Source organism: Mycobacterium sp. NGS15 (assembly GCF_059813245.1).
Map to the genome: position 1 here is coordinate 31,091 of NZ_JCALEF010000009.1, position 26,640 is coordinate 57,730.

Annotated in this window: 27 protein-coding genes and 1 pseudogene; 16 read left to right on the plus strand and 12 right to left on the minus strand. The window is 64.8% G+C overall.

Going from position 1 to position 26,640, the window contains the following annotated elements; all coding sequences use genetic code 11:
• Positions 1-194: 194 nt before the first annotated feature.
• From AC5Y5C_RS23985 to AC5Y5C_RS24000, 4 genes are all read left to right on the plus strand, one after another.
• Positions 195-338 (plus strand): hypothetical protein, encoded by a 144-nt coding sequence (locus AC5Y5C_RS23985; protein WP_499977102.1) that lies wholly within the window; start codon positions 195-197, stop codon positions 336-338.
• Positions 339-910: 572 nt separating this feature from the next.
• A complete protein-coding gene (locus AC5Y5C_RS23990; protein WP_499977263.1) occupies positions 911-2,002 on the plus strand; it encodes a hypothetical protein in 1,092 nt (363 codons plus the stop codon).
• A 44-nt stretch (positions 2,003-2,046) separates the two neighbouring features.
• Positions 2,047-4,131, plus strand: a complete 2,085-nt coding sequence (locus tag AC5Y5C_RS23995) for a hypothetical protein (protein WP_499977104.1) — start codon at positions 2,047-2,049, stop codon at positions 4,129-4,131.
• Positions 4,132-4,395: 264 nt separating this feature from the next.
• Positions 4,396-4,725: a hypothetical protein gene (locus AC5Y5C_RS24000; RefSeq protein ID WP_499977105.1), complete on the plus strand. Its 330-nt coding sequence runs from the start codon at positions 4,396-4,398 to the stop codon at positions 4,723-4,725.
• 198 nt (positions 4,726-4,923) lie between these two features.
• Here the strand turns inward: AC5Y5C_RS24000 and AC5Y5C_RS24005 are convergent, their stop codons facing one another.
• Together AC5Y5C_RS24005 and AC5Y5C_RS24010 are read right to left on the minus strand one after the other, a co-directional pair.
• Complete coding sequence (locus AC5Y5C_RS24005) at positions 4,924-6,393, minus strand: PPE family protein (protein ID WP_499977106.1); 1,470 nt, start codon at positions 6,391-6,393, stop codon at positions 4,924-4,926.
• Positions 6,394-6,607: 214 nt separating this feature from the next.
• Positions 6,608-7,498: an alpha/beta hydrolase gene (locus AC5Y5C_RS24010; RefSeq protein WP_499977108.1), complete on the minus strand. Its 891-nt coding sequence runs from the start codon at positions 7,496-7,498 to the stop codon at positions 6,608-6,610.
• Between the two features lie 107 nt (positions 7,499-7,605).
• Between AC5Y5C_RS24010 and AC5Y5C_RS24015 the strand changes: the two genes are divergently transcribed.
• From AC5Y5C_RS24015 to AC5Y5C_RS24035, 5 genes are all read left to right on the plus strand, one after another.
• On the plus strand, positions 7,606-8,349 hold the full coding sequence (locus AC5Y5C_RS24015) for an SDR family NAD(P)-dependent oxidoreductase (protein WP_499977109.1): 744 nt from the start codon (positions 7,606-7,608) through the stop codon (positions 8,347-8,349).
• A gap of 29 nt (positions 8,350-8,378) precedes the next feature.
• Complete coding sequence (locus AC5Y5C_RS24020; protein WP_499977111.1) at positions 8,379-8,816, plus strand: SRPBCC family protein; 438 nt, start codon at positions 8,379-8,381, stop codon at positions 8,814-8,816.
• A 69-nt stretch (positions 8,817-8,885) separates the two neighbouring features.
• Entirely contained in the window at positions 8,886-9,485 is a 600-nt protein-coding gene (locus AC5Y5C_RS24025; RefSeq protein ID WP_499977112.1) for a TetR/AcrR family transcriptional regulator, read from the plus strand.
• The gene (locus AC5Y5C_RS24030; RefSeq protein WP_499977114.1) at positions 9,482-10,252 is read left to right on the plus strand and encodes an SDR family NAD(P)-dependent oxidoreductase; all 771 of its coding nucleotides are present in this window, start codon (positions 9,482-9,484) and stop codon (positions 10,250-10,252) included. Before AC5Y5C_RS24025 ends, AC5Y5C_RS24030 begins: the two co-directional genes overlap by 4 nt.
• On the plus strand, positions 10,249-11,061 hold the full coding sequence (locus AC5Y5C_RS24035) for an enoyl-CoA hydratase/isomerase family protein (protein WP_499977117.1): 813 nt from the start codon (positions 10,249-10,251) through the stop codon (positions 11,059-11,061). The genes AC5Y5C_RS24030 and AC5Y5C_RS24035 overlap by 4 nt, the downstream gene beginning before the upstream one ends.
• Here AC5Y5C_RS24035 and AC5Y5C_RS24040 read toward each other — a convergent pair.
• From AC5Y5C_RS24040 to AC5Y5C_RS24070, 7 genes are all read right to left on the minus strand, one after another.
• Positions 11,058-11,702, minus strand: a complete 645-nt coding sequence (locus AC5Y5C_RS24040; RefSeq protein ID WP_499977119.1) for a TetR/AcrR family transcriptional regulator — start codon at positions 11,700-11,702, stop codon at positions 11,058-11,060. The genes AC5Y5C_RS24035 and AC5Y5C_RS24040 overlap by 4 nt on opposite strands.
• Positions 11,699-12,484 (minus strand): enoyl-CoA hydratase-related protein, encoded by a 786-nt coding sequence (locus AC5Y5C_RS24045; RefSeq protein ID WP_499977121.1) that lies wholly within the window; start codon positions 12,482-12,484, stop codon positions 11,699-11,701. Before AC5Y5C_RS24045 ends, AC5Y5C_RS24040 begins: the two co-directional genes overlap by 4 nt.
• Positions 12,481-13,635, minus strand: coding sequence for a thiolase family protein (locus tag AC5Y5C_RS24050; protein ID WP_499977122.1), 1,155 nt, complete (start codon positions 13,633-13,635; stop codon positions 12,481-12,483). Before AC5Y5C_RS24050 ends, AC5Y5C_RS24045 begins: the two co-directional genes overlap by 4 nt.
• Entirely contained in the window at positions 13,632-14,702 is a 1,071-nt protein-coding gene (locus AC5Y5C_RS24055; RefSeq protein ID WP_499977123.1) for a thiolase family protein, read from the minus strand. The genes AC5Y5C_RS24050 and AC5Y5C_RS24055 overlap by 4 nt, the downstream gene beginning before the upstream one ends.
• Entirely contained in the window at positions 14,695-15,171 is a 477-nt protein-coding gene (locus tag AC5Y5C_RS24060; protein WP_499977124.1) for a Zn-ribbon domain-containing OB-fold protein, read from the minus strand. Before AC5Y5C_RS24060 ends, AC5Y5C_RS24055 begins: the two co-directional genes overlap by 8 nt.
• Positions 15,168-15,623: a Zn-ribbon domain-containing OB-fold protein gene (locus tag AC5Y5C_RS24065; RefSeq protein ID WP_499977126.1), complete on the minus strand. Its 456-nt coding sequence runs from the start codon at positions 15,621-15,623 to the stop codon at positions 15,168-15,170. The genes AC5Y5C_RS24060 and AC5Y5C_RS24065 overlap by 4 nt, the downstream gene beginning before the upstream one ends.
• 114 nt (positions 15,624-15,737) lie before the next feature.
• Positions 15,738-16,703, minus strand: coding sequence for an ABC transporter substrate-binding protein (locus AC5Y5C_RS24070; protein ID WP_499977127.1), 966 nt, complete (start codon positions 16,701-16,703; stop codon positions 15,738-15,740).
• A 246-nt stretch (positions 16,704-16,949) separates the two neighbouring features.
• On the opposite strand from AC5Y5C_RS24070, the gene AC5Y5C_RS24075 reads away from it, so the two are divergent.
• The 6 genes from AC5Y5C_RS24075 (at position 16,950) to AC5Y5C_RS24100 (ending at position 23,042) form a co-directional block, all read left to right on the plus strand.
• A complete protein-coding gene (locus AC5Y5C_RS24075; RefSeq protein WP_499977129.1) occupies positions 16,950-17,933 on the plus strand; it encodes a hypothetical protein in 984 nt (327 codons plus the stop codon).
• Positions 17,923-18,972, plus strand: a complete 1,050-nt coding sequence (locus AC5Y5C_RS24080) for a hypothetical protein (RefSeq protein ID WP_499977130.1) — start codon at positions 17,923-17,925, stop codon at positions 18,970-18,972. The genes AC5Y5C_RS24075 and AC5Y5C_RS24080 overlap by 11 nt, the downstream gene beginning before the upstream one ends.
• Positions 18,969-19,733, plus strand: coding sequence for a hypothetical protein (locus AC5Y5C_RS24085; protein WP_499977264.1), 765 nt, complete (start codon positions 18,969-18,971; stop codon positions 19,731-19,733). The genes AC5Y5C_RS24080 and AC5Y5C_RS24085 overlap by 4 nt, the downstream gene beginning before the upstream one ends.
• A complete protein-coding gene (locus AC5Y5C_RS24090) occupies positions 19,730-20,764 on the plus strand; it encodes a hypothetical protein (RefSeq protein ID WP_499977132.1) in 1,035 nt (344 codons plus the stop codon). Before AC5Y5C_RS24085 ends, AC5Y5C_RS24090 begins: the two co-directional genes overlap by 4 nt.
• A 43-nt stretch (positions 20,765-20,807) precedes the next feature.
• The gene (locus AC5Y5C_RS24095) at positions 20,808-21,899 is read left to right on the plus strand and encodes a CaiB/BaiF CoA transferase family protein (protein ID WP_499977134.1); all 1,092 of its coding nucleotides are present in this window, start codon (positions 20,808-20,810) and stop codon (positions 21,897-21,899) included.
• Positions 21,900-21,971: 72 nt separating this feature from the next.
• Positions 21,972-23,042, plus strand: coding sequence for an alpha/beta hydrolase (locus AC5Y5C_RS24100; RefSeq protein ID WP_499977135.1), 1,071 nt, complete (start codon positions 21,972-21,974; stop codon positions 23,040-23,042).
• On the opposite strand, the gene AC5Y5C_RS24105 is transcribed toward AC5Y5C_RS24100, so the two are convergent.
• The 3 genes and pseudogenes from AC5Y5C_RS24105 to AC5Y5C_RS24115 form a co-directional block, all read right to left on the minus strand.
• On the minus strand, positions 23,031-24,209 hold the full coding sequence (locus tag AC5Y5C_RS24105; protein WP_499977136.1) for a pyridoxal phosphate-dependent aminotransferase: 1,179 nt from the start codon (positions 24,207-24,209) through the stop codon (positions 23,031-23,033). The two genes, AC5Y5C_RS24100 and AC5Y5C_RS24105, sit on opposite strands and share 12 nt — an antisense overlap.
• Positions 24,210-24,263: 54 nt before the next feature.
• Positions 24,264-24,671 carry a hypothetical protein gene (locus tag AC5Y5C_RS24110; protein WP_499977138.1) on the minus strand — a complete coding sequence of 136 codons (408 nt, stop codon included), beginning with the start codon at positions 24,669-24,671 and terminating at the stop codon, positions 24,264-24,266.
• 105 nt (positions 24,672-24,776) lie between these two features.
• Positions 24,777-25,211 (minus strand): annotated as a pseudogene (locus AC5Y5C_RS24115) (hypothetical protein).
• 217 nt (positions 25,212-25,428) lie between these two features.
• On the opposite strand from AC5Y5C_RS24115, the gene AC5Y5C_RS24120 reads away from it, so the two are divergent.
• Positions 25,429-26,637, plus strand: coding sequence for an acetyl-CoA C-acetyltransferase (locus AC5Y5C_RS24120; RefSeq protein WP_499977140.1), 1,209 nt, complete (start codon positions 25,429-25,431; stop codon positions 26,635-26,637).
• The last annotated feature ends 3 nt before the right edge of the window (positions 26,638-26,640 follow it).

Consider the following 26,640-nt stretch of genomic DNA (forward strand, 5'->3'; position numbering starts at 1 on the left):
CAATGACCTTTACGTAGTCGGGTATTCGTGCCTTCGCTGGAGCATGTCAGGCGCCGCGGACATGCGCCCTGCGTTCAGCACGACCCATCGCTGCGGTCCAGACTCCTGAGCGCGCTGGGAGAGACACGCTGAAGAATCGGCGGAATCCGTTTCGCTGGACATTGCGGAGATGCGTGGTGAGCTCATATGTATGAGTGAGAGCACCCCCCGAGCTGGCCGCCGCGATTGCCGCGCTGCTGACCGCCGTCGGACAGGCCAGGTCAGCAGCCCCGGCCGTACCGCAGACGATGCTGACCGTACGCGAGGCGCGGAGTGCCTGCGCTGCTCTGAATCACTGATCTACGCGCAGATGAAGGACGGCAGGTTGCGCGGCGTGAAGGTCGGCCGCCGCTGACTGATCCCGATGCGCGAACTGGTGCGGATCACTGAGGGGTACTGCGGCATAGATACGAGCCCGAATTGGAACCGCATTTTGGTCGCTGAAACGGGGCCCAGACCGTGATCGACGACTGGAAAGTCGGGTGCAGCGGTGATCGGCTACGTTCGGTCTGGGCTATCTTTCGCTGGCGTTAAGCGATTTCGCCGGCGGGCACCGTTAGTACTCAGCCTCCTGCCGAATACCGCTCTGGAATGCAGAAACATGAGGGCAATACTCTGTGACCCTCTTCATTTGCCACCCTGACTAGATATGCTGGTATAGCTGATATATCCTCGTCGCTAAGAGGTCTGAGACGTACGGTCACATGTAGGGGGATTCATGGGCGGCGATACCTACGCTGGAGGCACGCCGCGTCGGCCGCTGACAGTGGTCAACTGCCGTGCGCTACCTGCGCGTAGCGAATCTTCAAACGGATATTCCGGCGGGCGAACGCCGCGGTGGTTCCGTGTCGGACCGGTGTCGGCCGCGGCGATGATGTTGGTTGCCGGATTCACGCTATTTAGCGCGAGCCCAGCCGGCGCGGACCCGAATCAGCCGGGGCCTCCTGCTCCGGCTCCGCCACCGCTGGCAGTTCCGCAACCCGATTCGCTGCCCCGCGATGCGTTCATCGGAGGGGCGCGCACCAGCACAAACTCTGGGCTGGGCATGGGCAACGGGCTGGGGCGGCCCTTGGCCGAGCCGCGCGAGCGCTCCGTAGCCGCGGTGCCTCCGATCGCCTCCGATGGCGTGCACGCCGCCACCGCCTGGCCAGGTAAGCAAGTCGTCATCCACCTACCCAACGAACGCGCCCTGACGGCCGCCAACTGGGGTGAAGGCGGCGCCGCCGCATACGGCTCCGGACCGGTGGATTATGTCGTGATTCCCGATGCGGGAGGCGGTGCCGATATCCGCATGATCCGCAAAACCTTCATCTCACCCAGCGACTTCTCGTTAGGGGTCAGATACCCCGACGGCACCCATTTGCGCCAAGCCACTCAAGCGGTGGTCGTCGAGACTGACGCTTCACCGGGTAAGCCTGCAGCGATCGTCGGGGCGTTCAGCATTCCCGAGGCCAAAGATGGCGCTGGGAGCGCCATTTCAGTGGCCCCGTCCATCGGCCCGAGCTATCTGTATCAGCAATCGGATCTGAACTTGAACGTCGGCGATGTCGGGTTGCTCAATTTCCCTGTCACCATCACCGTGGCCTACCGCGCCACCACCACTAGCCCAGTCGTGTCTCAAGGTGATCCGGGACCTAAGCGTCCGCCGGTCGCTGAGGGTGGCCGGTGCGTGTCCGGGCCGTCGCAATTCCGGGGTGCCGGGGATGGTCAAAATCCCGGTGGTTCTGCTGATTTCGTGCCGTCATGTGCTCGGCTGGCTGCCTGCATGAGCGCGGCTCCCGCCCGCACCAGTGCGCTTACGTGTGAGAACACGTTTATGGCCGATTTGACGAATGCGTGTGTCACCGCGTTTGGGTACGACGGCGACGACTACGAGGGCTGCCAGGCAGCGGCCAACGGGCACACCCGCTGGGCCAAAGAAAACATGGCGCCAGGCCCCGCTGCCGCAGGAACGGGAGCCTGACATGTCTACCTACACAACGCTATTTCGGGGAAAAGGATCTGTCGATGAATGATGATGCACCCACGCAAACCCTGCCCACCGCACCCAGTCCGCAGGCGGCGCTGCCGTTGAAGGGTTTTGCCGCCGGGATCACAGGAGCCGCCCTGGTGACTGCGGGGGTGTGGGGCCTGCACGTGCTGACTCCCGGTGGCGGCGCGGTGGGGTCGGTCGGCTGGGTTGTGCTGCTGTGCTTGGCGTTTACCGCCCTGGGTAAAGGCATCACTCTGCTGCGCCGGGCACTGGCACCGGTCACCGTCGCAGTCTTGGCGCCGCTAGCCGGTGTATCTGCCCTCGTGCGGGCCACGACTGGAATCGTCATCGGTGCCGCCGGCATCTGGTGGGTGATGCGCGGGCAGGCGGCCACCTGGTGGACACAAACCACCGGAGCGGGAACTGGTACCGGCTGGGCTCTGCTGGCGGCGCTGGTGCAGGTGGCGATCATCGCGGTCGCGGGGGCGTTGCTGTTCGGCGGGGCCAAAACCCTGGCCGCCGCGATATTCGCCAATTCAGGAACACGCCACCGCGACAACAACACCCACAACACCACCGAGGAGCGGTGGGCGCTGTTTTGGTCTAGCCACCCCGGCCTCGGCTTGGCGATGTTGGCCGGTGCCGCCGCGCTCGTGTTCCTATCCGGGTATGTCGTCCCGCGGGTCTCGGGGTGGCTTTCCGGTGATGATCCGATGGCGGCTTTGGCGGCCATCACGGCGATTCTGACTGTGGCCTTTGCGGCGAATACCTGGTGGTGGAAAGCGCTATCTGAGTGGTGGCAGTGGGCCCACACCTACGGCAGCGGCGGTGGCGGGGCCAGCCCGCTGGGACAGATGCAGGCCGGTGCCGCCGTGATCGCACTCATCTGGTTCTCCGCCATGGGATTTGGACTGGCGTCCCCGACCGATTACACCGGCCCGGGCGCTGCGCCTCTGGCGCGGGCTGCCTGCCCACCTGACTGCGGCGGTGGGGGTGGTCTTGACGGTCCGCCTGGGGGCGGCAGCCAGTTCAGACCACCGGACATGCCTGCGCAGCAGCCCGACTACTCCGGCGGGCTTAACCAACCGCCCCTCGATCAGAACTCCGGAATTTCCATCTACAACGAAAGCCCTGGTCAGGCTGGCCCGCAACAAGGCTCCCAAAACATAGGCCCGCAAATGTCCGGCCAACGCGCAGCGCATGGCGAACCGCTACCCAACTACGGTCCCTGGCAACCCGACGCACAACCCCCTGCACAAGCACCTGCACAGCAGGCACCTCAGGCTCCGCAGCAACCAGCCCAAGCTCCGCAGAACCCGGCTCAGGCGCCGCAAAATCCTGCTGGCCAACAGCCCGTGCAACAGGCACCCCAACAACCTGGTGCGCAACAGCCTCAGGGCCAGCCCGGCCAGCAGCCACAACAAAGCCCGCCGCAGCAGGCTCAACCTGGCCAGCAGCAGCCACAAAACCCTGCGAATCAACAGAATCCGCAGCAGGCACCTCAACAGCAGCCGCAGAAGGAACCTGACGCGCCGAAGAAGAGTCCGATGGATCCGACGGACCTGGCGACGGCGGCCACGCGCCGTGGCTCGCAACAGGCTGCACAGCAAGGAGGCCAGCAAGCAGCGCAACAAGGCACTCAGCAAGCGACTCAGCAGGCCACCCAGGCAACGCAACAGACGCAGCAAGCTACACAGCAGACTGCAGAAAAAGGCGGCGAGCAGAGTGGCGAGAAGTCAGCGACCCTCAAAGATGGGGCGTTTAAGAGCGCACAGGCGGTGAACGACACAACTGAAGGTGTCGTCAAGGCAAACGAATGGGCGGTCAAGCAAGCTGAGAAGCAGGGGCTGACCATCGCGGAGGATACGACCAAGGTTCTTTCAAAGGTGGGAAGATTTACGCCATATGTTGGTCCGGTACTCGATGTTGTTTCGGCTGGCATCGACGTAGCCAATGGTGAGCCGGTGGGTGATGCGGCCGCGAAAGCTGCTCTAGGTATCGGAGGATCACTTATTGGAGGCTTTGTTGGCGGCTTGACCGGACCTCTTGCGCCCGTTGCGGTCCCGCTGTTTGCAGCAGCGGGGGGTTTCCTCGCTGAAAAAGCATTCGATTGGTTCTGATTGAGCATGAGACAGACGAGGAATTCCTATGAATAATATTGGAATGAAGGCCATGCTGGTTGTCGTGCTTGCATTAGCGGTATTCTTGTTGTGGTTGTACCAAACTCGGATACGCGCCAGTGTGCGCAACGTCGACAGTTTAGTGAAATTTGTAATAGCGTTGCTGTTCGCAGCTATTGCCGCATGGGCTCTCTTTCCGGGGGGTATGCCGCGCTACTCTATTGTGTGTATCGCTGCGGTTCTGCTAGCCCAAACGGGATATGTATGGGCGAAAAATTCTGGAGAGAAGTCGGCATGACCGTCTTCGCGGCCCTGCTACTCCTAATCTGCATGTTGGCGATGGTTGGCGCGTTGATGTGGAGACGGTATGCGTTATTCTCCCTTTTCTTCGTCTCGTCGACGGCGAGCATGGTATTGCTGCTCTCCCACAGATACGGTTTTACTCTAAAAGTGGTCTTGGGTGCCACCGGCGGCATCTTAGCTGTGGTCCTTATTGGGGCGGCGAACTACTGGCTTCGCCGCCATAGCGTCGACTGGGTTAAAGCAAATTGGAACAAAATATTCAACACGACACCACCTAGCGCGAAAGACTGAAACGGGACCGTAGCTGACAACGATCCGCGCCTCGGAACTTATGCAGTAGCGCACGGTACACAGTTCGCTTGGAGCAACGAAGCGACGCGGCGATCTCTTCGGCGGAGCTGCCGCCGCTCTCCCCGTGGGTGCCACCTGCGACATCGAGACTATTCTGCGTCGAATCGTTCTCGATGACCGTGGTCGCGTTGATGGTATTCAGCGCGGATCACTGCCATCCGGATCCCAGGTGTTCGGAATCATCGGTGCCCGAGCCCCCTCGCTGAAGTCATCATCGCGGCCCAATCTCGCCAATCCCGCCGCTGCCGTGTCCTGTCTGGATGCAGTACCGGTGAACCCCATCGGTCCGGCACCGCGGTGTGAAGCCGTCGCGGAAGGCTCGTTCTTGCCGACGGCCACGGCGGCACCCATAGCCATGTATTCGACAGCGCGGCCTTCCTGCTTGCTCCGGTCGCGTCGTCGGCGTGCCTGTCGTGCCGCCGCTGTGGCAGCAGTAGCGGCTCGTTCTGATACTGAGTTCCTGTCTGCCGCAGTGGATCTCGTGTGAACTCGGCTCGCCAATGCCAATCCGGCGCCGATGCGCGGGCCGCCACCCACGGCATAGGGGAAGGAGAAGCCTGGATCGCCGACAGGTGGTGGAGGCGACGGCGCGGGTGCGGTGCTGGTGACGGTTGACGCTCCGGCTCCAGCGGGTGCCGGAGCCGACGGCGATGGACTGCTCATCGGGCCCGACCCCGCTGCCGCTGCCGTCGGGGGTTCCTCAATGGGAGCCTGTTCCGCGGCAAGAGCATTCGGAGGCGGTTGGATACCGGCCAGGCCCGCCAACCCGGCCACCGAAGCAAGGCTGGCGATCGCCAGAGCCAGCGCGGGCTGGATCAGGGCGGGGGCGAATTGTCCGATGGTGGAAGCTAATTGAGCGGCGTGGAACGCCACGTCCGCCAGCACCAACGGAAGATTGGTCAACAGCGCGGCCGGATCGGTCAGCAGGTTGTTCCACAGCAGCTCGATATGTTCGACCATCTCGCCGGCGACATGTACCCACCACTCCGGGTTGGTGGGGTCCAGGTCCCCGTGGCCATGGTCGTCGTCGTGCTCGTGCTCGTGCTCGTGCTCGTGATCGTGATCGTCGCCGTGCAGGATCGGCGGCGGTGGCGTGGAGGGCGGTGTGGATGCCAGCGCGACATCGGAGGCGGTTTGGTACGTCGCCATCGTGGTGGCGGCCTGCACCCACATGCGGACGTAATCGGCCTCGGTGACGACGATGGGAATGGTGTTGATACCAAAGAAGTTTGTTGCCACCAATGCCGCATGCGTGGCGTGGTTGGCGGCCAGCTCGGCAAGGGTCGGCATGGTCGCGAGTGCGGTGCTGTAGGCGCCTGCGGCGGCCCCGTGCTGAGCTGCTCTGGCATTGCTTTCAATGGCGCCTTGGGTGAGCCACTCCAGGTATGGAACGTGCGCCGCCACGTACGCATGCGCACTTGGGCCCTGCCACGCTGCCGCATGGGTTCCGGCCAGAATTGCGCGGAGCTCATCGGCGGTCGCGGTGTAATGCGCCCCCAGCGAAGACCATTCGGCGGCAGCGGCGAGTAGTGGGCCCGGACCCGGACCGCCGCTCAGCAGGGCCGAATGCACCTCCGGCGGCGACGCCATCCACACCGGCATAGCCATTCCGCACCCCTCCAAGCACTAATGACAACGATAACGATAGTCATTTACATTAGCGTGCGAAAATGCGGAGCGTGCCGGTACCCCGTAGGCGTTAGGTGTATCGGCCCCGCATTCAATAAAGTCGACGCCGAAAAACTTAGAGAGCTGTTGTCGGCCAGCTATATTCAGAAAGCCAGTGCGCCATTCTCGACGCTGAGAGCTCGGCGAACGCAGTTCAGAGGAGCGCCTGCTGCAGGCTTCGGCAGGCCTTGGCCACGAAGTCCTTCGATACTTGGGCCCACGGCGCGAATCTGTCGAAACCATGGAAGGCGCCCTCGACCACTTCCAACTCGCACGGCACGCCGGCGGCTCGCAGGCTTTCGGCGTAGGTGAGGTCCTCATCGTGGAACAGGTCGGAGGTTCCGATGCCGAGCCATGCCGGCGCCAACCCCGCCAGATCGGAGCGGCGGCCCGGCACCGCGACATCGGGGTCAGCGTCGCCGAGATACGAATCCCACCCAAACCGGTTGCTTTTGTTGCTCCACATCCGCAGCGTGGTTTCGTCGACATCGGTGCGCGCGGCGGTGCGATCGTCGAGCATCGGGTACACCAGCAGTTGCATCGCGGGGGCCACTTCGCCGCGATCGCGTGCCAGCAGCGCCAGTGCCGCGGTCAGTCCACCCCCGGCACTGGCACCGCCGATGGCGATGCGGGTCGGGTCGATCCAGCCCTGCACGGACAACCAGCGCAGCGCGGCGTAACAGTCCTCGATGGGGGTGGGGTAGGGATATTCGGGCGCGAGGCGATAGTCGACGGATACGACGGGCAGCCCCGTCTCCCGCATCACCTTGCGGCAGAAGAGGTCGTCCTGGCGGGCGGTGCCCATCACATAGCCGCCGCCGTGAATCCACAGTAGAGCCGGTGATGGTTCGTTGAGGTCCTTGGGAACGTGCGCGCGCACGGTCACGTCGTCGTTGACCGCCATGGTCCGTACCCCGAATCTCGGGAGCAGCCCCGAGGCGCGGATAACCGCGCGCAGCGTCGGCAGCGTTCGCGGAAGGCCGACCTGCCGTGGAAAAACCTTGGCGGCCAAGCGGAGATTGGGATGAATGTCAGGGGACGACACACGGCGAGTATGCCGGGGGTCTGGACATACCGTGGACGAATCGGGCAGCTGGGAATGTTTCGGACCCCGGTCCTCTTGTTTTCTGAGTACCGATCGAAGGGATCGACATGACTCAGCCACTCAAGGGCCGCCGCGCGTTCGTCACCGGTGGATCGCGCGGAATCGGCGCGGGCATTGTGCGCAGGCTTGCCGCCGACGGCGCACGCGTTGTTTTCACGTTCTCAAGCTCAGCGCAGCAGGCTGCGGGCGTCGTGGCTGATGTCAAGAAGGAGGGCGGGTGGTCGCTGGCCATCAAGGCCGATGTCGCCGACCCAGTCCAGCTGGCGGCCGTCGTCAAAGAGGCTACGGAACACCTTGGCGGGCTGGATATCCTGATCAACAACGCGGGAATTGCCACGTCTGGTGATGTCGACACGGCCACCTTGGAGGACTTCGACAAGATCATCGCGGTGAATGTGCGGGCCGTCTTCGCCGCTATCAAGGCGGCCTCCCCGCACCTGCAAGATGGCGGCAGGATCATCAGCATCGGAAGTATCGGCGGTGACCGTTCGCCTACGCCGGAAATGTCGCTGTACGCCATGTCGAAGGCGGCCGTCGCCGGTCTCACCCGCGGGTTGGCGCGGGAGCTTGGACCCCGCGGTATCACCATCAACACTGTTCAGCCCGGTCCGGTGGCCACCGATATGAATCCCGAGGACGGTGCGCTGGCCGAGATTCTCCGTCCCAACATCGCTGTCGGGCGCTATGGCCAACCACGCGATATCGCGAGTCTGGTGAGTTACCTGGCCTCTGCCGAAGCGTGGTTCATCACAGGTACCGCGATCAACATCGACGGCGGATTGACCGTCTAGGACTGAGCGGGCTCGCTAGGGTCAGACCCATGGCCACTAGCGATACCCGGGAAATCGTCATCGAAGCGACCCCTGAGCAGATCATGGACGTCATCGCCGATTTTGCGGTGCTGCCGAAATGGTCTTCGGCGCATCAGAGTTCAACGGTGTTGACGACGGGCGAGGACGGGCGTCCGCATGAGGTGAAGATGAAGGTGAAGACGGCGGGCATCACCGACGAGCAGACCGTCGCCTACAGCTGGGGGCCTGACACTGTCAGTTGGACCTTGGTGAAGGCCAGCCAGCAGCGCCGTCAGGACGGCAAGTACACCTTCACGGCCAAGGGCGATAAGACCCACGTCACGTTTGAGCTGACGGTCGACCCACTGATCCCGCTACCTGGATTTGTGCTGAAGCGGGCCATTAAGGGCGCCATGGAAACCGCGACCGACGGACTGCGCAAGCAGGTTCTTGCCACCTACCGGTAGGGCCTTTCCCCCGCCGCGCCGCCCTAGTATCGTTATTTCTAATATCGAAACTAGTGGGACGGTCGGATAGTGGATAGACGTCAGGGCGGACGCCCTCGCGACCCCGATAAGGACGACGCGGTGCGCGAGACGGTGCGCCAGATGCTGGCCACCGAGGGCTACCAGGGCACCACCATTCCCGCGGTGGCGCGCGCCGCCGGAATCGGTGCACCCACCATCTACCGGCGCTGGCCCACCCAGGCCGACATGGTGGAAAGTGCGATCGCCGACCGCCCCTGGCCCGCGGCGCTGGCCGAACCCGCCGAATTCGATGACCATCTGCCTGTTCTGGTGCGTTCCGTGGTCGAATACTTCGCCGATCCGGCCACCCGCGCGGCGATGCCGGGACTCCTTGTTGAGTACTACCGCGAACCGAGCCGGTATGCGGGTCTGGTGGAGCGCACTGAAATACCTCTGCGCGAGGCATTTCGGGCGTCACACGGCGAGGCCGTCGCCGCTGGCCGGTGTGCGGACCAGCCGGGGGCAGACGCGCTCTTTGACACCATCGTGGGCACGGCCGTGTACCACGGCGTGCTGCGCGGCACTGCCGACGATGCGCTCATCGAACAGATCCTGGGTGTGGTGCGTGCCGCGAGTTTTGTGGACCAGCGAAAAGTTAGGGAACGATGAACCGGGAAACCTTCTCCAACCTGTTCGACCTCACGGGACGTACTGCGATCGTCACCGGCGGTACGCGCGGGATCGGACGCGCACTCGCTGAAGGCTATGCCTGCGCGGGCGCCAATGTCGTTGTCGCAAGCCGCAAACCAGAAGCATGCGCCGAGACCGTCGAGCACCTGCGCGCGCTGGGCGGACGGGCGCTGGGCGTGTCGACACACACCGGTGACATCGAGTCTCTGGAACATTTAGTGGGCGCCACCGTCGAGGAATTCGGCGGCATCGACATTGTGGTGAACAATGCCGCCAATGCCCTGACCGAGCCGGTCGGTGCTTTCACTGTCGACGGCTGGGATAAGTCCTTCGGTGTGAACCTGCGCGGGCCGGTGTTCCTCGTGCAGGCCGCGCTACCGCATCTGGTGGCCAGTGAAAACGCCGCCGTGCTTAACGTAGTATCAGTGGGCGCCTTCATGTTTGGGCAAGGCGTCGCGATGTACTCGGCGGCCAAGGCTGCACTGGTCTCGTACACCAGGTCGGCGGCAGCCGAGCTTGCCTCGCGGGGTGTGCGTGTGAACGCACTCGCCCCCGGCGCGATCGATACCGACATGGTGCGCAAGACCCCGCCCGCGGAGGTGGAACGCATGGCGAACGCCAACCACCTCAAACGGCTCGGGGTGCCGGACGAAATGGTGGGCACCGCGCTGCTTTTGACATCCGACGCGGGCAGTTACATCACCGGCCAGACCATCATCGCCGACGGCGGGCTGGTAGCCCGATGATCCGCGCCGAACATCGCGATAGCGGAATCTTGGTGGTCACCATCGATCGTCCCGAGCGCCGCAATGCACTCGATCCGCAGACGGTGGCCGAGCTGCACTCCGTGGTCGAGAAGGCGGACGGCGATCCACAGGTCCGTGTGGTGGTCCTCACCGCTGTCGGTACCTCCTTCTGCGCCGGAGCCGACCTGAAATCGCTGCCCGCGGACTTCACTAGCACCGGTGTCACCTCGACGGCCGCGCTGCTCGGCGCCACCGACTCGGAGCTGGTGCGCACGCTTGCGGCTCAGGAGTTGATGGCCTCGCTGTTCGAACGGATTCACCGGATGCGTCAGCCGGTCATCGCGGCAGTCAACGGGCATGCGGTCGGCGGCGGGTTCGCGTTGGCACTGGCTTGCGATATCCGGTTCGCCTGTCCGGAAGCTTCTTTCGGTGCCGTGTTCATTCGTCACGGGGTGTCCAATTGCGATATGGGCACCAGCTATCACCTACCTCGGCTGGTCGGTGCGGCCCGCGCCGCCGAGCTGATGTTGACGGGACGGGTGTTCGGCGCCGAGGAGGCCCTACGGATCGGCTTGGTCTTCGACGTGGCACCTGCCGAGAACCTACTCGACGCCGCACTGGCGAAGGCCGAAGAGATCGCCGCGCATTCGCCCTTGGCAGTGTGGATGACCAAGGAGACGATGTGGCAGACGGTGGATGCGCCGAGCCTGCGCCATGCACTGGATCTGGAGAACAGGACTCAGGTGATGTGCACTGCCACAGGGGAACTGCGCCGGTCCTTCGACGCATTCCGGGAGGGGCGCTCCTAGTCCTCGGTGGGAGGTCCGGCGAGGATGGCAGTCACCATGTCGACGAGCTGCGCGTTCATCTGCCCGTTGTCAAGGTAGGTGCCGCTCAAGGACATCAGACGATTGGTGTGTGCGATATCGCCGAGAACCACACAGGTCAGCGTCACGGCGTGGGTGACTCCGAAACGGATCGAGGGCAGCGATGCGTCCGGGCGCAACCGCACGATGAGTTCCTGCAATCGCGCAGCCTGAGGCTGGAAACTCACGCTCATCGGGATCAACGCGGGATGGCCGCTGATGAGGAGCTTTCCGAGGGTGGAAAGCCATGCAGTTCCGCCGCTTTCGCCGATCTCCGCCAGCGGGACGACGATCGCCTCGGCGATGGCCCGCAGTGTTTCGGCCTCCTCGGCGATATCCAGCAACGCGAACCGACGCTTCTCCAGTTGGTTCAGGTACTTGTCGAGCAATGCCTCGATGAGGCGTTCTTTGGATCCGAAGTGATAGTGCACCGACGCGACATTGGTGCCGGCCGCTGCCATGATCGCGCGCAAGGATACCGCGTCCACACCGCGCTCGGCGAACAATCGCTCAGCGGCGCTGAGTAGTCGTTGGTAGGTGGAATCGTGTGCGATACCAGAAGTTTCAGCTGCAGTATTGGTCATTGCCCGCTGAACCGTGCCTCTCGCTTCTCGCGGAACGCCGCCAAACCCTCGCGCGCATCGGCGGAGGTGATCACCTGGCGGGTAAGCCGCGCCTCCATGGCGCGCGCGTCTTCCTCGGCGATCCAACCGCTGCGCACCACGGCCTCCTTGGCATTGCGCACGGCCAGCGGGCCGTTGCGGACCACGCGCTCGGCGAGGCTGCGCGCCTTGTCCAAAGCGGTGCCCGCCGGTGCCACGTGGCCCACCAATCCGAAATGGTATGCCTCCCGGGCGGTAAGTGGGTCGCCCGTAAGGATCATCTCCATGGCCTTGGTGTAGGGAATCTGTCGCTTGAGCCGGACCGTGGACCCGGCACCGGGCACCAGGCCGTGCTGTACCTCAGGAAGACCGAAGGTGGCGTTCTCATCGGCGACACGGATATCGGTCTGTTGCAACATCTCACAGCCGCCACCGAGGCACGCGCCGTTGACCGCCGCGATGAGTGGTTTGGTCAGGGTATGGGTGAGCAGCAGACCCTTGCCTATGGCGGTAGGGTCCAGTGGCGGCGCCGAACCGTCGCGGACCATCCAGCCGTCACCGAGATCGCCCCCGACGCAGTAGGCAGCACCGGCTCCCGTCAGTATCGCCGCCCGGATTCCGTCGTCTGCGTCGATCTCGTCCCAGGCCTGGGCGAGCTGTCCGACCATAGTGGTGGACAGTGCGTTTCGCCGATGCGGGCGGTTCATGGTCACAACGACGATCGGACCGTCACGTTCGACGAGGAGTTCTCGCTCTGTGCTCATGGTCTCTGGCTTCCCACCACCCAGAGTGCATGAAACTGCGATGCGCCGCCCATGGCGTGGCCTATCGCGCGTCTCACGCCCTGGACCTGATGTTCCCCAGCCAGTCCGCGCACCTGTAATGCCGCCTCGGCGAACCGGAGTAGACCGGTCGCACCGGTGGGGTTGCCCGAGAGCACACCACCAGAGGGGTTGATCGGATGTCTGCCCTCGAACGCGGTGTGGCCCTCATCGACGGCGCGCCAACCCGCGCCCTCCGGCGCCAGCCCGATATTTTCCATCCACATCGGCTCGTACCAGCTGTAGGGGATGTAGAGCTCGGAGACGTCGACCTCGGTGGCGGGATCGGTGATCCCCGCCTCCCGGTACGCCTCGGCGGCGCACTCCTGCCCGGCACGGGGGTTCACCTCGTCCCTGCCTGCGAAATGACCTGTTTCGGTGCGCCATCCGGTGCCATGGATCCAGGCGGGTGGTCGCGGGGAATGCTTGGCGAACAGCTCGGAGGAAACGACCACGGCGCACGAGCCATCCGATGATGGACAGGATTCCAGGAACCGGATGGGATCCCACAGCATCGGGGAGTTGCGCACCTCCTCGACGGTGATGTCGGGTTTGTGGATATGTGCGTACGGGTTGCGAGTGGCGTTGAGTCGGTGATTTACGGCGACCTGCCAGCCGATGTGCTCGGGTGCCTGCGAGCGGCGGATGTACTCGCGGATCACCGGCGCGAAATGCCCGCCCGCGCCGGCGCCCAGCTGGGCACTGAAGGGCAGCGGCCGTGACAGTGCCCAGGTGAAATTGCCTTCAGACTCTTTGGAATACGCGACTACCAGCACCCTTCCGGCAAGTCCGGCCTGCACCAGATGTGCGGCATAGATGGCGGCGTGCCCGCCTACACTGCCACCGGTGAACACCCGCGTGACCGGTAGGCCACGCGCGCCCATCGCGTCGGCGAGATACAGCTCGGGATTCATCACCCCGTCGAAGAGATCGGGGGTCTTGGCCAGCACGATCGCGTCGATATCCGCGAACGTCAGCTCCGCATCCGTCAGCGCGCCGTCCACCGCCTCGCGGACCAGCGTCGCGATACTGACCTCACGTTTCTTGGCTTGCTTGCTTTGTCCGACACCGACCACCGCAACACGGGCACTCATGCGCCTGCCTCCATCAGGCACACCAGATTGTGCTGCAGCGCAGGACCGTTGGTGGCGTGGGCAAGTGCCCGGGTGGCTCGCCCCTGCATGATGGTGCGGGCCGATTCACCGATGCGAATCAAGCCGGTGGCGGTGGCGGGCGCACCAGCCAGCGGTCCACCGGATGGGTTGACAAGCGCGTTCTCCATGCCGAAGGTCTTGGTGAGCAACGGTTCCGCGTAGCTGTATTCGGTATGCAGCTCGGCGACCTCCACACTCGCGGCAGTGAAACCGGCGATGGCGGCGGCCTTCTCGGCGGCGATGCGTGCCGAATCCAGCACCGCGAGGTCTCGTGAGCCGGGATGGTGTGTGTCCATCCGGTGATCGATTGCCCGAATCCACGCCGGTCGCCGGGCCAGGCGCCGTGCCACGTCGCCGGTGGCCAGGATGAGCACCGCCGCGCCGTCTCCAACCGGTGCCGCATCGTGTCCGCGCAGCGGCGAGGCGATGTACGGCGCATCCAGCAGGGTTTCGACTCCTGGCGCACCCGCCTTGAGAGCAAAGGGGTTTGACAGGGCATCGGTCAGCGATTGGTTCACCACATCGGCCATCTCGCGCTCCGTGGTGATACCGGCATCGATGACTGCCGCCGCTTGTAGCCCGGCGATGGCATGCCGGGGCGGATGGAGGGGGGTCAGGTAGTAGGGGTCCAGTGACGAGGGTGCCACCTGGTCGAGGTCGACCGGCAGCGCGCCCCGGCCGACGCCGTACACCAACGCGATATCGCCGTGCCCCAGCTGGAGCCATGCCCACGCCTCGTAACATGCCCACGCGGCGTCCATTTCGACATGGGATTCCGATATCGGCGGCCAGGCGCCGACGGCATCGAGGGATTCGATGTACGCGAAGGTGCGGCCCTCGAAGAAGTCATGGCTGCCCGATGCGTAGAAGTCGACGTCCTCGCGACGCAGCTCCACCTGTTCAAGGGCCTGGCGGACCACCGGGAGCAGGATCTCGGCCATATCATCACGCAGATTCGCTGCGGTACAAGGTGATTGAGCAAAGGAGATCACGGCAACGTCACGCATGGGCGCCCTCATTCGATACGGGGCGGAAGTAGCGGATACTCTGCATGGTGGCACCGAGATCCTCGTCGGCCACCCAGACCGGCTCGACCGTCATGCCGATGTGAACCCTTGCCGGCTCGGTATCCCCGATCATGTGCATGAGCCTGGTGTCGGCCCCGTGCAATTGGATGTGTGCCACCGCGTACGGCGGGGTGAACACCTGTCCCGGAAAGGGGAAGCTGACGATGCAGAAGGTCTGGATCGTTCCGGTTCCCGCAAGTGGGTACGGTTCGCCAAGCTCGGTCAGGCATCGCGAACAGAATTGCGGTGCAGGACAGTACGCGCGTTCGCAGCCCGGGCATTGACGCGCCAGTAGATGCCGGCGCGCCAATCCACGGAGGAATACCGAACGGCCGATTCCGGCGACGTACGTGTAGTCCATGCGAAACGGACTGGCGATCGAGGTGACCGGTTCGGGCAATGTGGTCACTGCTGACCAATCGGTTCAAAGCAGGCGATATCGGTGATGGCGCCGATGCGGTCGGGGCGCCATCGCGGGGCGACCGGAAGCCCCACCCTCAGCACCGCGGGATTTCCGCCGACATCGACTGCGTGGAACATCGCGTTGACGGTTCCGCCGATGCGGATGAGGGCCCACGCGAAACTTGTTTCGAGCTCATCGGCCGGACGCGGAGGCACCCAGGTCCATTGCAGGACAACGCCGGTCGGCTCCAGCTCGACCAACTCGCCGGTGGCACTGGCATCCGTTGGATCGAATTCGAGCGCCGGGCACAACACCTGTCCACTGGCCGTCCGCACTCCGAACAGCCGCGCCTCGCGCAGACCGCCGAGGAAGGCGCCGATCTTGGGGCCAACGGTGCGTTCAAATCCGAACTCGATCGTGTACGGAGCGCATAGGGATTCGGCGGATTGGTCGGTCACAGCCCTCCCGACAAGGTGTCTATCAGTTGATTCAATCGAGCGATAGGACCGTAACATGACAGTGATGGGGGCCACAGATCTACGTCGATACAGATGCGACGAGGAGGGCGGCGGCTATCGGGGAGAAGGTGGCTTCAATGCCTTTTCAAGCTGGGGTGTCAGCTGTTCCAGGGCATAGATCCGGGCCAGCGGCCCTCCCAGCCGAAGCGCGTTCACCACGGGGCTGTCTGCCGGGATGTAGATCGCGCGCCCCTCGGTGACGGCACGCAGATCGCCGAGAGCGCCCGTGGCCTTGGCCTGCTGTTCGGTGGCGCCCACTACGACCAGGAGGTCCTCGTCGGCTTTGGCTTTCAGTTCGCTATCGGGCACGGGGCCTGAGTACCGCTGGCTCAAGAAGCCCAGACCGTCGAAAACTGCTCGTCGTGGATCGCGGAAACCCAGCAGAAAGGTGTCTTGTCCGTCGGCCACCCAATCGACGACGGCGGTGCGGTTGACCCAATGCTGGTGGCCGGTGCGTATCTGGTTGTACCGAGTGCCGACCTCTTCGGATCGCATGCGCGCCTGATCGGACTTACCGAGGGCTCGCCCGATGGTGAATAGCTGTGTATACCAAGGTGTCTCGGCACGGTCGAGCCGATCCTCCGAGATCACGGTTGGTGCGATCTGGGTGAGCCTGTCATAGGTGGGTCTGTCGATATCGGCGCCGGTGGCCAGGATGACGTCGGGTCTAGCGGCGGTGATGGCCTCGAAATCCAGCTCCGCGCCGGAGACGACGGGCGGATGCGAGACCTCCGGAACCACCCACGGGTACATGGGGTACTCCGGCAGCGTGGATCGGACACCGACGGGTTTGGTGCCCAGCGACTGCGCGAGGTCCTGGTCGTTCCATCCCAGTGTGACAACGCGGTTGGGTCGCGTCGCGAGGAATGCGCCGCCGTATCTATGGGGAATGCTGAGTGGGAATCCGTCGGGAGAGAGTGTCGGCGTGGTGGCAGGCGGCGGACTTTGGTCGCGAGAACATCCGGTGAGTGCCAGCAGCATCAGAAGCGCGGTAATAACACGCCGTCCGGCTGTTGCCATGCCGAGCAAGCTACCACCGGCCTGCGGCGACAAACGAATGTGATCCAAATCCGCTCGGGGTGAATCGAACGACTGCCCATCGAGTTGCACGCCTACCACCTGCGGGAACGCCACCAGGCAGGATGTCGTTTGCTGGGCGTTGCCATTGACGCGTGGTCGGGTCCTTCATACGTTTGCGCCGTTCCCAGCTCGTGCTACGGGTCAGAGCAACAGTGCAATAAGCATGCAACATGCAATAGGACACCGATGATTAAGCATCTCACCCGCCGCGCGACGGTCGCCCTGGTTGTGGCAGCCGCGGCGATGTCGCCTGCCGCCTATCCGGCGGTGGCCGATACGGCGACGCCTCTCAATGGCCTGTTCGCGTTGGCGCCCGGTAGCTGCGCGGAGGGTCGCGCCACAGGCTCCTATTTCCGCATGATCTTGCCCGCCGGCGACGCGTCCGGCCCTTACCTCGCCAACGGCGATTCGACGTGCTCGGACAACACGGTCACTCTGCTGGCGCCGGGTACCGACGGTGGTCTGAAGTCGGGCGAGTATCAGCCGCAGCCCGGCAACGCATTCGACGGAAACGGAAATGCGGTGTCCGGCAGTATTACCCAGCCGGTGAAGTTCTACGGTGTGGGGTTTGCCACCGCGTCCAACCAGACGGACCCGCAGACTGGCCAGGGCACCGCCACGCCTCAGATCACGGTGAGTGGCAACAAGCTTGGCGGTGATCTCAGCGCCTTCGGCGTGACGTGGAACAACCAGGTCTTCAACCAGGGATCGCCGAAACCCGGTGGCGCATTTCCCGGGAAGACCACGCCGGTGACCGGCACCTACGACAGCAACACCGGAGCCTTCATCGTCGAGTGGACCAGCCAGATCGTGGGCGGTCCGTTCAATGACTTCACCGGGCTGTGGCATCTGGTGGGCAAGGTCGGGGGCGGCGCCGGTGGCGCAGTGGCCGAACCGCCACCCCCTCCTCCGCCCGGTGCCCCGCCGGCGGCGGATGCACCGCCCGGCGTGGCCGCGCCGGCGGCCCCCGGGCAGGTCGTTGTGCAAGCCGGGCAACAGGTGGCGGCGCCGCCACCGCTGTCAGCGGGCCAACAACTCATCGCGTTGCCTGTTGACGACAACCCCCGCACGATAACTCCGCCGTGGGTCATCGCATTGCTGGTCTTCGTGGCCATCGGTGGCGGAATCCTGTTTGTGGTGGGGGAGCGGATCTTCAGCCGTGGCCGCTGAGGCCCCAGCACACGGGACGGGCCGCCAGCCGGCGGAGGCGCCGACTCCGGCCCTGCCCTCGTATGCCGACATCGTCGGTGAGGAAGCCGTAGTCGCCGAGGCGGGACCTGCTCCCAGGCCCCGGTGGCCGTTCATCGCGCTCATCGTCCTTGGTGTGCTGCTGTTCGTCTTGCCGGTGGTCACCGGGATGTTCACACGCGCCGCGGGCGGTCAGCAGATGCTCACCGAATTCCGCCCCTTCGTGTCGTCGGAGGTGCTCACCAAGTTCCGCAGTTACCTCGATACCGTCGACGCCGCCCGCGCCGATGTGCAGGCGACCCAGCCGGTCGCGGGCGGGCGCTACGAGCGACTGGATGCCTTTGTCGCGCAGTACCCGTCGATTCGGCAGGATATGAACGGTCTGCTCGATGCGGTCGATGGCCAGATAAGCAACTACGGGCAGTTGCGTGCCGTGGGCCCGTTCGACGTGTTGCCGTTTTTGCTGGCGGTGCCGGGACTGGTCCTGGTCGGTGCGGGGGTGTGGGGCCTTCGGCGCACCCGCGACAGTGAAAAGGCCTTCGGTGCACGAATTCTCGCGGTCCTAGCAGCGGCGGCGCTGATCGCCGTGCCATTCGCGGACGGTCTCTTTACGCGCGCCCCGGCGGGGGCCCAGCTCATTGACGCGTTCCGTCCGATCATGACCCACGAGCGAGTGGCGGCGGTCCAGCGGCATTTTGTGGTGCTGGTCGCGGCGGAAGGGGAATTGGACACCCAGTTCCTGGGTGATTTGCGGCAGCACGATCCGGCCCGCGCGGTTCCAGGTATCGACGCCTTCGTCTCCCAATGGCAACCCATGACAGCAGATTTCGCTTCGTTGATCGGAGTGATGGCCGACAACGTGGACAACTTCGGCAGGGTGGTAGCGCTCGATCGGATCACCGCCCCCCTGGGATTCCGATCTTTCGACTATTTCGGATGGTTCTTCCTCGTGCCCGGTGTACTAGCGGCCGCTGCCGCTGTCGACGTGAAAGGAGCCGCACGGTGGCCCAGAAAACGATGATGCGCAGCACGCTCGGGGCAGTGCTGGCGGCCGCGGTGCTGATGACGGCCCCGGCCTGTGGGTCGGAGAAGCCGACTGAGTCCCCGCTCACCGGGCTGCTGGCCTTGCAGCCCGGCACGATCGACGGGAACAAGCTCAGCGGGACCTGGTTCAAGATGGTGCAACCGGGCGGCAACCCTCAAGAGGGACCGTTCATGCCGAATGCCAATTCTCCTGTACCGCAAGGGGCTGCGACACTACTCTCGCCGGGCGCGGACGGCGGCCTGATTCTGGGCGACTACCAGGGTGAGCCGGATCCCGCGTTCGATGAGGCCACCGGCTATTCCCTGGCTGCCCGGGTAACGCAGCCGACGAAGTTCTTCAACATCGAATTCGGCATCTCCACCAACAAGATCGACCCGCAGACACAACGCGAGCTTTTGGCACCCTCGGCGACCGTGTCGGGCGACAAGATCTCGGCCGACGTGTCCGCGTGGGCCGCGTCGTGGAACCGTCAGGAGTTCAATCAGGGCGCGCCCAAGCCGAAACCCAAGGAGCAGGCGCAGATTCCGGGAGAGGCACGTGCCAAGCAGGTATGGGAGTTCGTCGCGGGGCGCTGGGTCGGCCGCGACTCCGTGGACGGCGAAAGCCCTAAGGCCACCGGCACATACGACAAAGGCACCAAGAAGTTCACCCTCGATTGGACCAGTCTCATCGTGGGTGGTCCGTTCAACAGCTTCACGGGAGTCTGGCATCTCGAAGGCGTGGTGAAAGACCGATGAGTCCGACCCCCGCAGAAGAGACGGCTCCGATCGCTTCAGCGCACCAGAGGCCCACCAGGGAACGCGTATTCGGCATCGCGGTAAGGACATTCGCCGCCATTACCGTGATCGGCAGCGTGGCGGCCATTACCCAGCTGTCGTATTCGCCTGCGCGCGCACCCATTGTCGGGTATCAGATCGTGAACCGGGACGGATCGATTCCCGAAGGCGCTATCCCGATCCCGGTGCCGCCACCGGGACCGCAATTGATTGCGCCGCTACCTCGTCCGCAGGCGCCCTCGCATCCACCGGGCCAGGCCGCCGGACCATTTGGTGCACTGCCCTCGGTGACCGACCGCGGACTTCCGATATCCGTCGCCCAGCCTTGCCCCTTCGGTTGGCCGGCGCCTGGCCCGGACGAGCAGGGCGGATTGGCCTCGCTGATCGACGTGGCACCAGCAGCGGGCGTGTTCTCCTCGGAAGCGTTCGCCCCGGCCACAGCCTACGAACCGATCCTGAAAATGATGGGACCGGTACTGGCCCGCATATCTCCGCTGCTGTCGCGGCATCCATGGGCGATCGACCAGTTCGTCACCCGATTCCAGACCGTCATGGTGCGGGTCCTCGAAGCGATCCTGCCGTATTACGGCCCCTATCGGAACGATGTCCTCAAGGCCGAGGGGGATCTCGCAAAGGCGTTGACCCCCTTCCTGGAAAGCCTGTACAACACGCCGACGGCGCAATGCCTGGTCGCCTGGGAGGCGCAGCGCATTCGTGACGCGCGTGGGGGGCGGCCACCGGCCTTGCGGCTACATGACCTCGGCAAGGTGATCGACCTGTACCGCTCCACGCACTGGCGTGAGGGCGACGACGATCCGCCACCTGCTCCGCTGCCCGCCTACGAGTTCACACCGCCTCCTGCGCCACCACCGGCGTCGGACGTCCCGGCGGCACCGAGCACGTCGCGACCGGTGATCCCCAACTTCCCGACCCCGACACCGGCCCCGGCGCCCGCGCAAACCTCGTCACCGGCCATCTCCTCGTCGCTCTAGCCACACTTCCCAACCAACGGGTTGACTGGTTAGGGTGACCACCATGGCTGACACTGGCGTCAAGACGGGCCCCCTTGCGGGCGTAAAGGTGATCGAGCTCGGTGGCATCGGCCCCGGGCCGCACGCGGCGATGATGTTGTCCGACTTGGGGGCAGACGTCATTCGGGTCCGTCGCCCGGGCGGGCTTGCGATCCCCGCCGAGGAGACCGATCTGTTCCATCGCGGCAAGCGCCTGGTCAACCTGGACGTCAAGAAGGACCCCGAAGCGCTGCTCGCGCTCGTCGACAAGGCCGATGTCCTGCTGGACCCGTTCCGGCCCGGGGTGTGCGAGCGCATCGGGGTCGGCCCCGAGGAGTGCGCCAAGCGCAACCCACGGCTGATTTTCGCCCGGATGACGGGCTGGGGCCAGCACGGCCCGATGGCCGAACGCGCGGGCCACGACATCAACTACCTGTCGCTGACCGGCGCACTGGGATCTATGGGCTACAAGGACCGCCCGCCGATGCCGCCGATGAACTTGGTCGCTGACTTTGGCGGTGGCTCAATGCTTTTGGTGCAAGGCATCCTGGCTGCGCTGTACGAGCGTGAGAAGTCGGGCCAGGGACAGGTCATTGATGGCGCGATGGTCGACGGCGTCAGTCAGCTGGCTCAGATGCAATGGACGATGTACAACAACGGCTTGCTGTTCGACGAGCGTGAGTCGGGTCTGCTCGACGGTGGGGCGCCGTTCTATGGCACCTACGAGACCTCCGACGGCAAGTACATGGCGGTGGGATCGATCGAGCCACAGTTCTTCGCGATCCTGGTACAGGGCCTGGGGCTGGATCCCGAGAGCGTTCCGTTTCAGCTCGACAAGGCGCGCTACCCCGAGATGCGCAAGATGTTCGACGATGCGTTCAAGACCAAGACCCGCGATGAGTGGACCGAGATTTTCATCGGCACCGATGCTTGTGTGTCGCCGGTGCTCACCTGGGGCGAGGCCAAGCAAAACGCGCACCTGCGCGATCGCGGCACCATCGCCGACGTCGATGGGGTGACGCAGGCGGCGCCCGCCCCGCGCTTCTCACGGACGCCCAGCGGGCCCATCGAGGCGCCGCCGAAGGACACAACCGAGCTCTCCGATATCGGCTGGTGATTTAGCTGGGATCACCAGTACTAGGTACTGGTAGTCTCTCGCTTCAAAGCAATGACGCTACGAGGAGGCTCGATGACCAGCGCCCGACATGCCGCCGAATCCCGGCTAGCCGCCGTCACTTATGCGGGACCGGAGTGGATGGGTAAGGCCAATTGGCATTCGGTGGCCGAGACCTACCTGTTCAAGGCAGTGGGTAAGCCGGGTCTGTATGCGCTCACCCGGCTGATGCTGGCCGTCAATCGCCGCTTCCCAGATGCGCTGCTGAATCGGCGATACGACGGGCTGGAACGCCTCATGGGCTGGGTCCCGGGAGTGTCCGGAACCCGCACCGAGCGCGTTCAGCTGCCGAACTGCGAGGCCGAATGGACGTGGAACGCCAAGGACGAGCCGGGGCCAGATGCGCCGGTGGTCATCTACTTCCACGGGTCGGCGTTCATCGCGTTGGGCATCAACAGCCATCGGCCGTTGGTGAGCCATATCGCGCGTGACTCCGGGGCGCGGGCGCTGAGTGTGGGCTACCGGTTGTGCCCGCGCAATCTGGTCGAAGATGCCGTTGCCGACGGCGTCGATGCGTACCGCTACGTGCTGAGTCAGGGGGTCGATCCAGACAACGTCGTGCTGGCGGGAGATTCGGCCGGAGGATTCCTGGCGGCCATGATCGCTATCGCGGTGCGTGACGAGGGCCTGCGGCCGCCTGCCGGGTGCGTGCTGATCTCGGCAGCCACCAACAATGACATGGAGCCGAAATGCGCTGCCGCCAAACGCATCGGCGATGCCATGTTCCCGGTGAACTTCCTGAAGATGATCAACGATGTATTCCTGCTGCGCAACGGCGCGCGCGAACCGGGCCCGTGCCCGGTGGACGCCGACCTGACCGGACTTGGCCCGTTCCTGCTGCAGGTCGGTTCGCAGGAGGCGCTGCGGCCCGACTCCGAACTGTTCGCGGAACGTCTCGTCGCGGCAGGGGTTCCGGTGCGGTTGCAGATCTTTGATCGCGCGATTCACGTGTTTCAGGTGTTCGCGGCGACCAACCCGGACGCCCGGCGCGCGGTGGGGGAGATCACCGAGTTCATCAAGATCCTGCCGGGGCTGGCCAAGACGCGGCAGCGTCCGGGCACGATCGCGGCGGGCCTAACCTCCTAGTCGCGCCAGGCGGGATATCGCCTCGTCGATCACCGCATCGCGTTTGGCAAAGGTGAACCGCACCAGGTGATTCCATTGATCGGCTGTGCCGGTATTGGGATCGCAGAAGGCGCTTACCGGAACCGCTGCCACGCCAACGGTTTCCGGTAGGCGCCGGCAGAGTTCGGCGCTGTCACTGAACCCCAGCGGCCGAGGATCCGCGCAGACGAAGTACCCACCCTCGCTGCTGTGTACCTCGAATCCCAGGTCGGCGAGCGCCTCCGAGAGGCGATCACGCCTGCGCTGCAAAGACTCTCGCAGGTTCTTGACCCAAGTCTGTTCGGTATCCAGGGCCACCGCCACCGCAGGCTGAAACGGCCCCCCGCCGACATAGGAGAGGAACTGTTTGGCGGCGCGCACGCCCGCGACCAGCCCCGGTGAGCCACAAGCCCAGCCGATCTTCCAGCCGGTGCAATTGAACGTCTTGGCAGCGCTGGAGATCGTGACCGTGCGATCGGCCATCCCGGGCAGGCTGGCCATCGGGGTCTGCGTGCGCCCATCGAAGAGCAGCCGCTCGTACACCTCATCGGAAATGACCAGCAGATCGTGCTCGACCGCGAGCTCGGCGACTCGTGCCAGCTCGGCGTCGGTGAACACCTTGCCCGTCGGGTTGTGCGGGGAGTTGATGACCAGTGCCCTGGTCCGGGGTGTGACGGCGGCCGCGAGGGCCTGGGTATCCAGTGCGAAGCCCGCACCGTCGGGAATGAGCGGTACCGGGACACGAACGGCGCCTGCCATGGCCACCACTGCCGCATACGAGTCGTAGTACGGCTCCATCAGGATGACCTCGGAGCCGGGCTCGACCAGGCCCAGGAGCGCGCCCGCGATTGCCTCGGTGGCGCCCACGGTCACCAGCACCTGCGTTTCCGGATCGAGCTCCTCGCCGTAGCGGGCGAGCCGATCGGCGGCGATGGCTCGGCGCAGTTCGGGGGTGCCGAGCCCGGGGGGATATTGGTTGAGGCCGGAACGGATGGCTTGCTGCGCCGCATCGAGCATGGATGCGGGTCCGTCTTCGTCGGGGAAACCCTGGCCCAGATTGATCGCGTCGTGTCGGACCGCGAGGGCCGACATCTCGGCGAAGATCGTTGCGCCGAAAGGGCGCAACCGGTTGACGGTCTTCGGGTTCACGCTGGTCCGTCTTCGGTGTTCCCCGGCTTCATGCCGGGCAGCCTACCGCCGGACCTAGCAGCTGGGCGGTTCGAAGGATAGGTCGGTGCCCGGGATGGGGCAGAAGTAATGACTGAGGCCGGGATTGCCCCGGTCGCGGTTGTCCACGAAGACCTCCACGTCCCGGTCCGCGCCGTACACCCGGTAGTACGTGGTGGTGTCCTCGAGGAAGAAGTTCGCGATGGTGGTCACCAGCTCGGCACCGGTGCCGGCGGCGCGGGCCTGCCGCATGCAGTCCAGATAGTTCGGTGGGATCTCGTGCGATGGCGGCAGCATGCGCAGTCTGCCGCAGTTGTGCAGTGGTGCCCGCTGTTCGAAGGCGATGTCGGCGGGGAGCGGTTCCGGCTCGGCCTGCGCCAGCGGCGGACATCCTGCCGCGAGGGCGGCCAGGATTACCGGCGCCGTGCAGAGTCTTTTGAGCATCGCTCCAGCCTTGTCGTCTTCGGGTCGGCCGCGGAAGATTTCGGTGAAATCTCGTCGAAACGCACGGCAAAGCGCTTATTTCTCTGGGGTCTGACCCCAGGGGCGTTACCGGTCGGGCTGCAGTTTGGGGTCGGGGCAGCTCGGGTCGGGTGGGTAGTTGAGCGGAACGGCCCAGCAGAAGAAGTGACTCTAGCCAGTGTGGCCAAAGCGGTCCGTACTGGAGTCCACGAAGACTTCAACCCGCTGATCCGGGGAGAACACCCGGTAATACGTGGTGATCGGATCACCCTCGATGGTGGGCTGGACGACCGTCAGTTCGCCGCCGAGGCCCGAGGCCCTGCCGTTGTTCATGCAATCGCGCTGGGCGGCGGGCAGCTCCTCGTGGAAATGCTTATGCGTCCCGCAGTTCGGGAGAGCGGCCCGCTGTGTGAATGAGGTGGGTGGGGGCGCCGGCCTGCGGTGGCCCGGACCGTCGGTGGTCCAGTTCCACGCCCACCACACGGCGAATATCGTCAGCACCGCAATAGTCCCGATGAGCACGCGTCTTATTGACAACGACCGGGTCCGCAGCACACGGCGAGACTACCGGCACCATATTCCCAACCAACGGGTTGGGAGGGCTGCTTACCATGGGGACGCCAGCCTGGTCTAACGTAGGGCTGTCTCGGCGAAACTGACCCGGAGTCAACCCGGATTCACAGGCCGGGGCGCTTGCACCACATGCCCCATACGCACCTCCCTATAAGGACGTATACCCATGACTGAAGCATTCATCTACGAGGCCATCCGCACGCCTCGCGGTAAGCAGCGCGGCGGCGCCCTCAACGAGGTCAAGCCGCTGAACCTGGTGGTCGGCCTGATCGACGAGATCCGCCGCCGCTTCCCCGACCTGGACGAGAACCTGATCAGCGATGTCGTGCTCGGCGTCGTGGCACCCGTTGGCGACCAGGGCGGCGACATCGCCCGCACCGCCGTGTTGGCTGCCGGCCTGCCCGACACCGTGGGTGGCGTGCAGCTCAACCGTTTCTGTGCCTCCGGTCTGGAGGCCGTCAACATCGCCGCGCAGAAGGTCCGTTCCGGTTGGGACGACCTGGTGCTCGCCGGTGGCGTGGAGTCCATGTCGCGTATCCCGATGGGCAGCGATGGCGGAGCCTGGGCCTCTGACCCGGCCACCAACTACGACGTGTCCTTCGTGCCGCAGGGCATCGGTGCCGACCTGATCGCCACCATCGAGGGCTTTACCCGTGACGACGTCGACGCCTACGCCGCGCGCTCGCAGGACCGTGCCGCGGCCGCGTGGTCCGGCGGTTACTTCGCCAAGTCCGTTGTGCCGGTGAAGGATCAGAACGGTCTGCTCATCCTGGACCACGACGAGCACATGCGTCCCGGCACCACTGCCGCGGACCTGGGCAAGCTGAAGCCGGCGTTCGAAGGCCTGGCTGCTCTCGGTGGTTTCGACGATGTGGCACGCATCAAGTACCACTACGTCGAGAAGATCAACCACGTGCACACCGGTGGCAACAGCTCGGGCATCGTCGACGGCGCCGCGTTGGTTCTGGTCGGTAGCGAAGAGGCCGGTAAGTCTCAGGGTCTGACCCCGCGCGCCCGCGTCGTGGCGACCGCCACCACCGGTAGCGAGCCGCTCATCATGCTCACCGGCCCCACCCCGGCCACCCAGAAGGTGCTCGATCGAGCCGGCCTCACCGTGGATGACATCGACCTGTTCGAGCTCAACGAGGCCTTCGCCTCCGTGGTCCTGAAGTTCCAGAAGGACCTGAACATCCCGGACGAGAAGCTCAACGTCAACGGCGGCGCCATCGCCATGGGCCACCCGCTGGGCGCCACCGGCGCCATGATCACCGGAACCATGGTCGACGAGCTGGAGCGCCGCGGCCTCCGTCGCGCCCTCATCACCCTGTGCGTCGGCGGCGGCATGGGTGTGGCCACCATCATCGAGCGAGTATAGGGA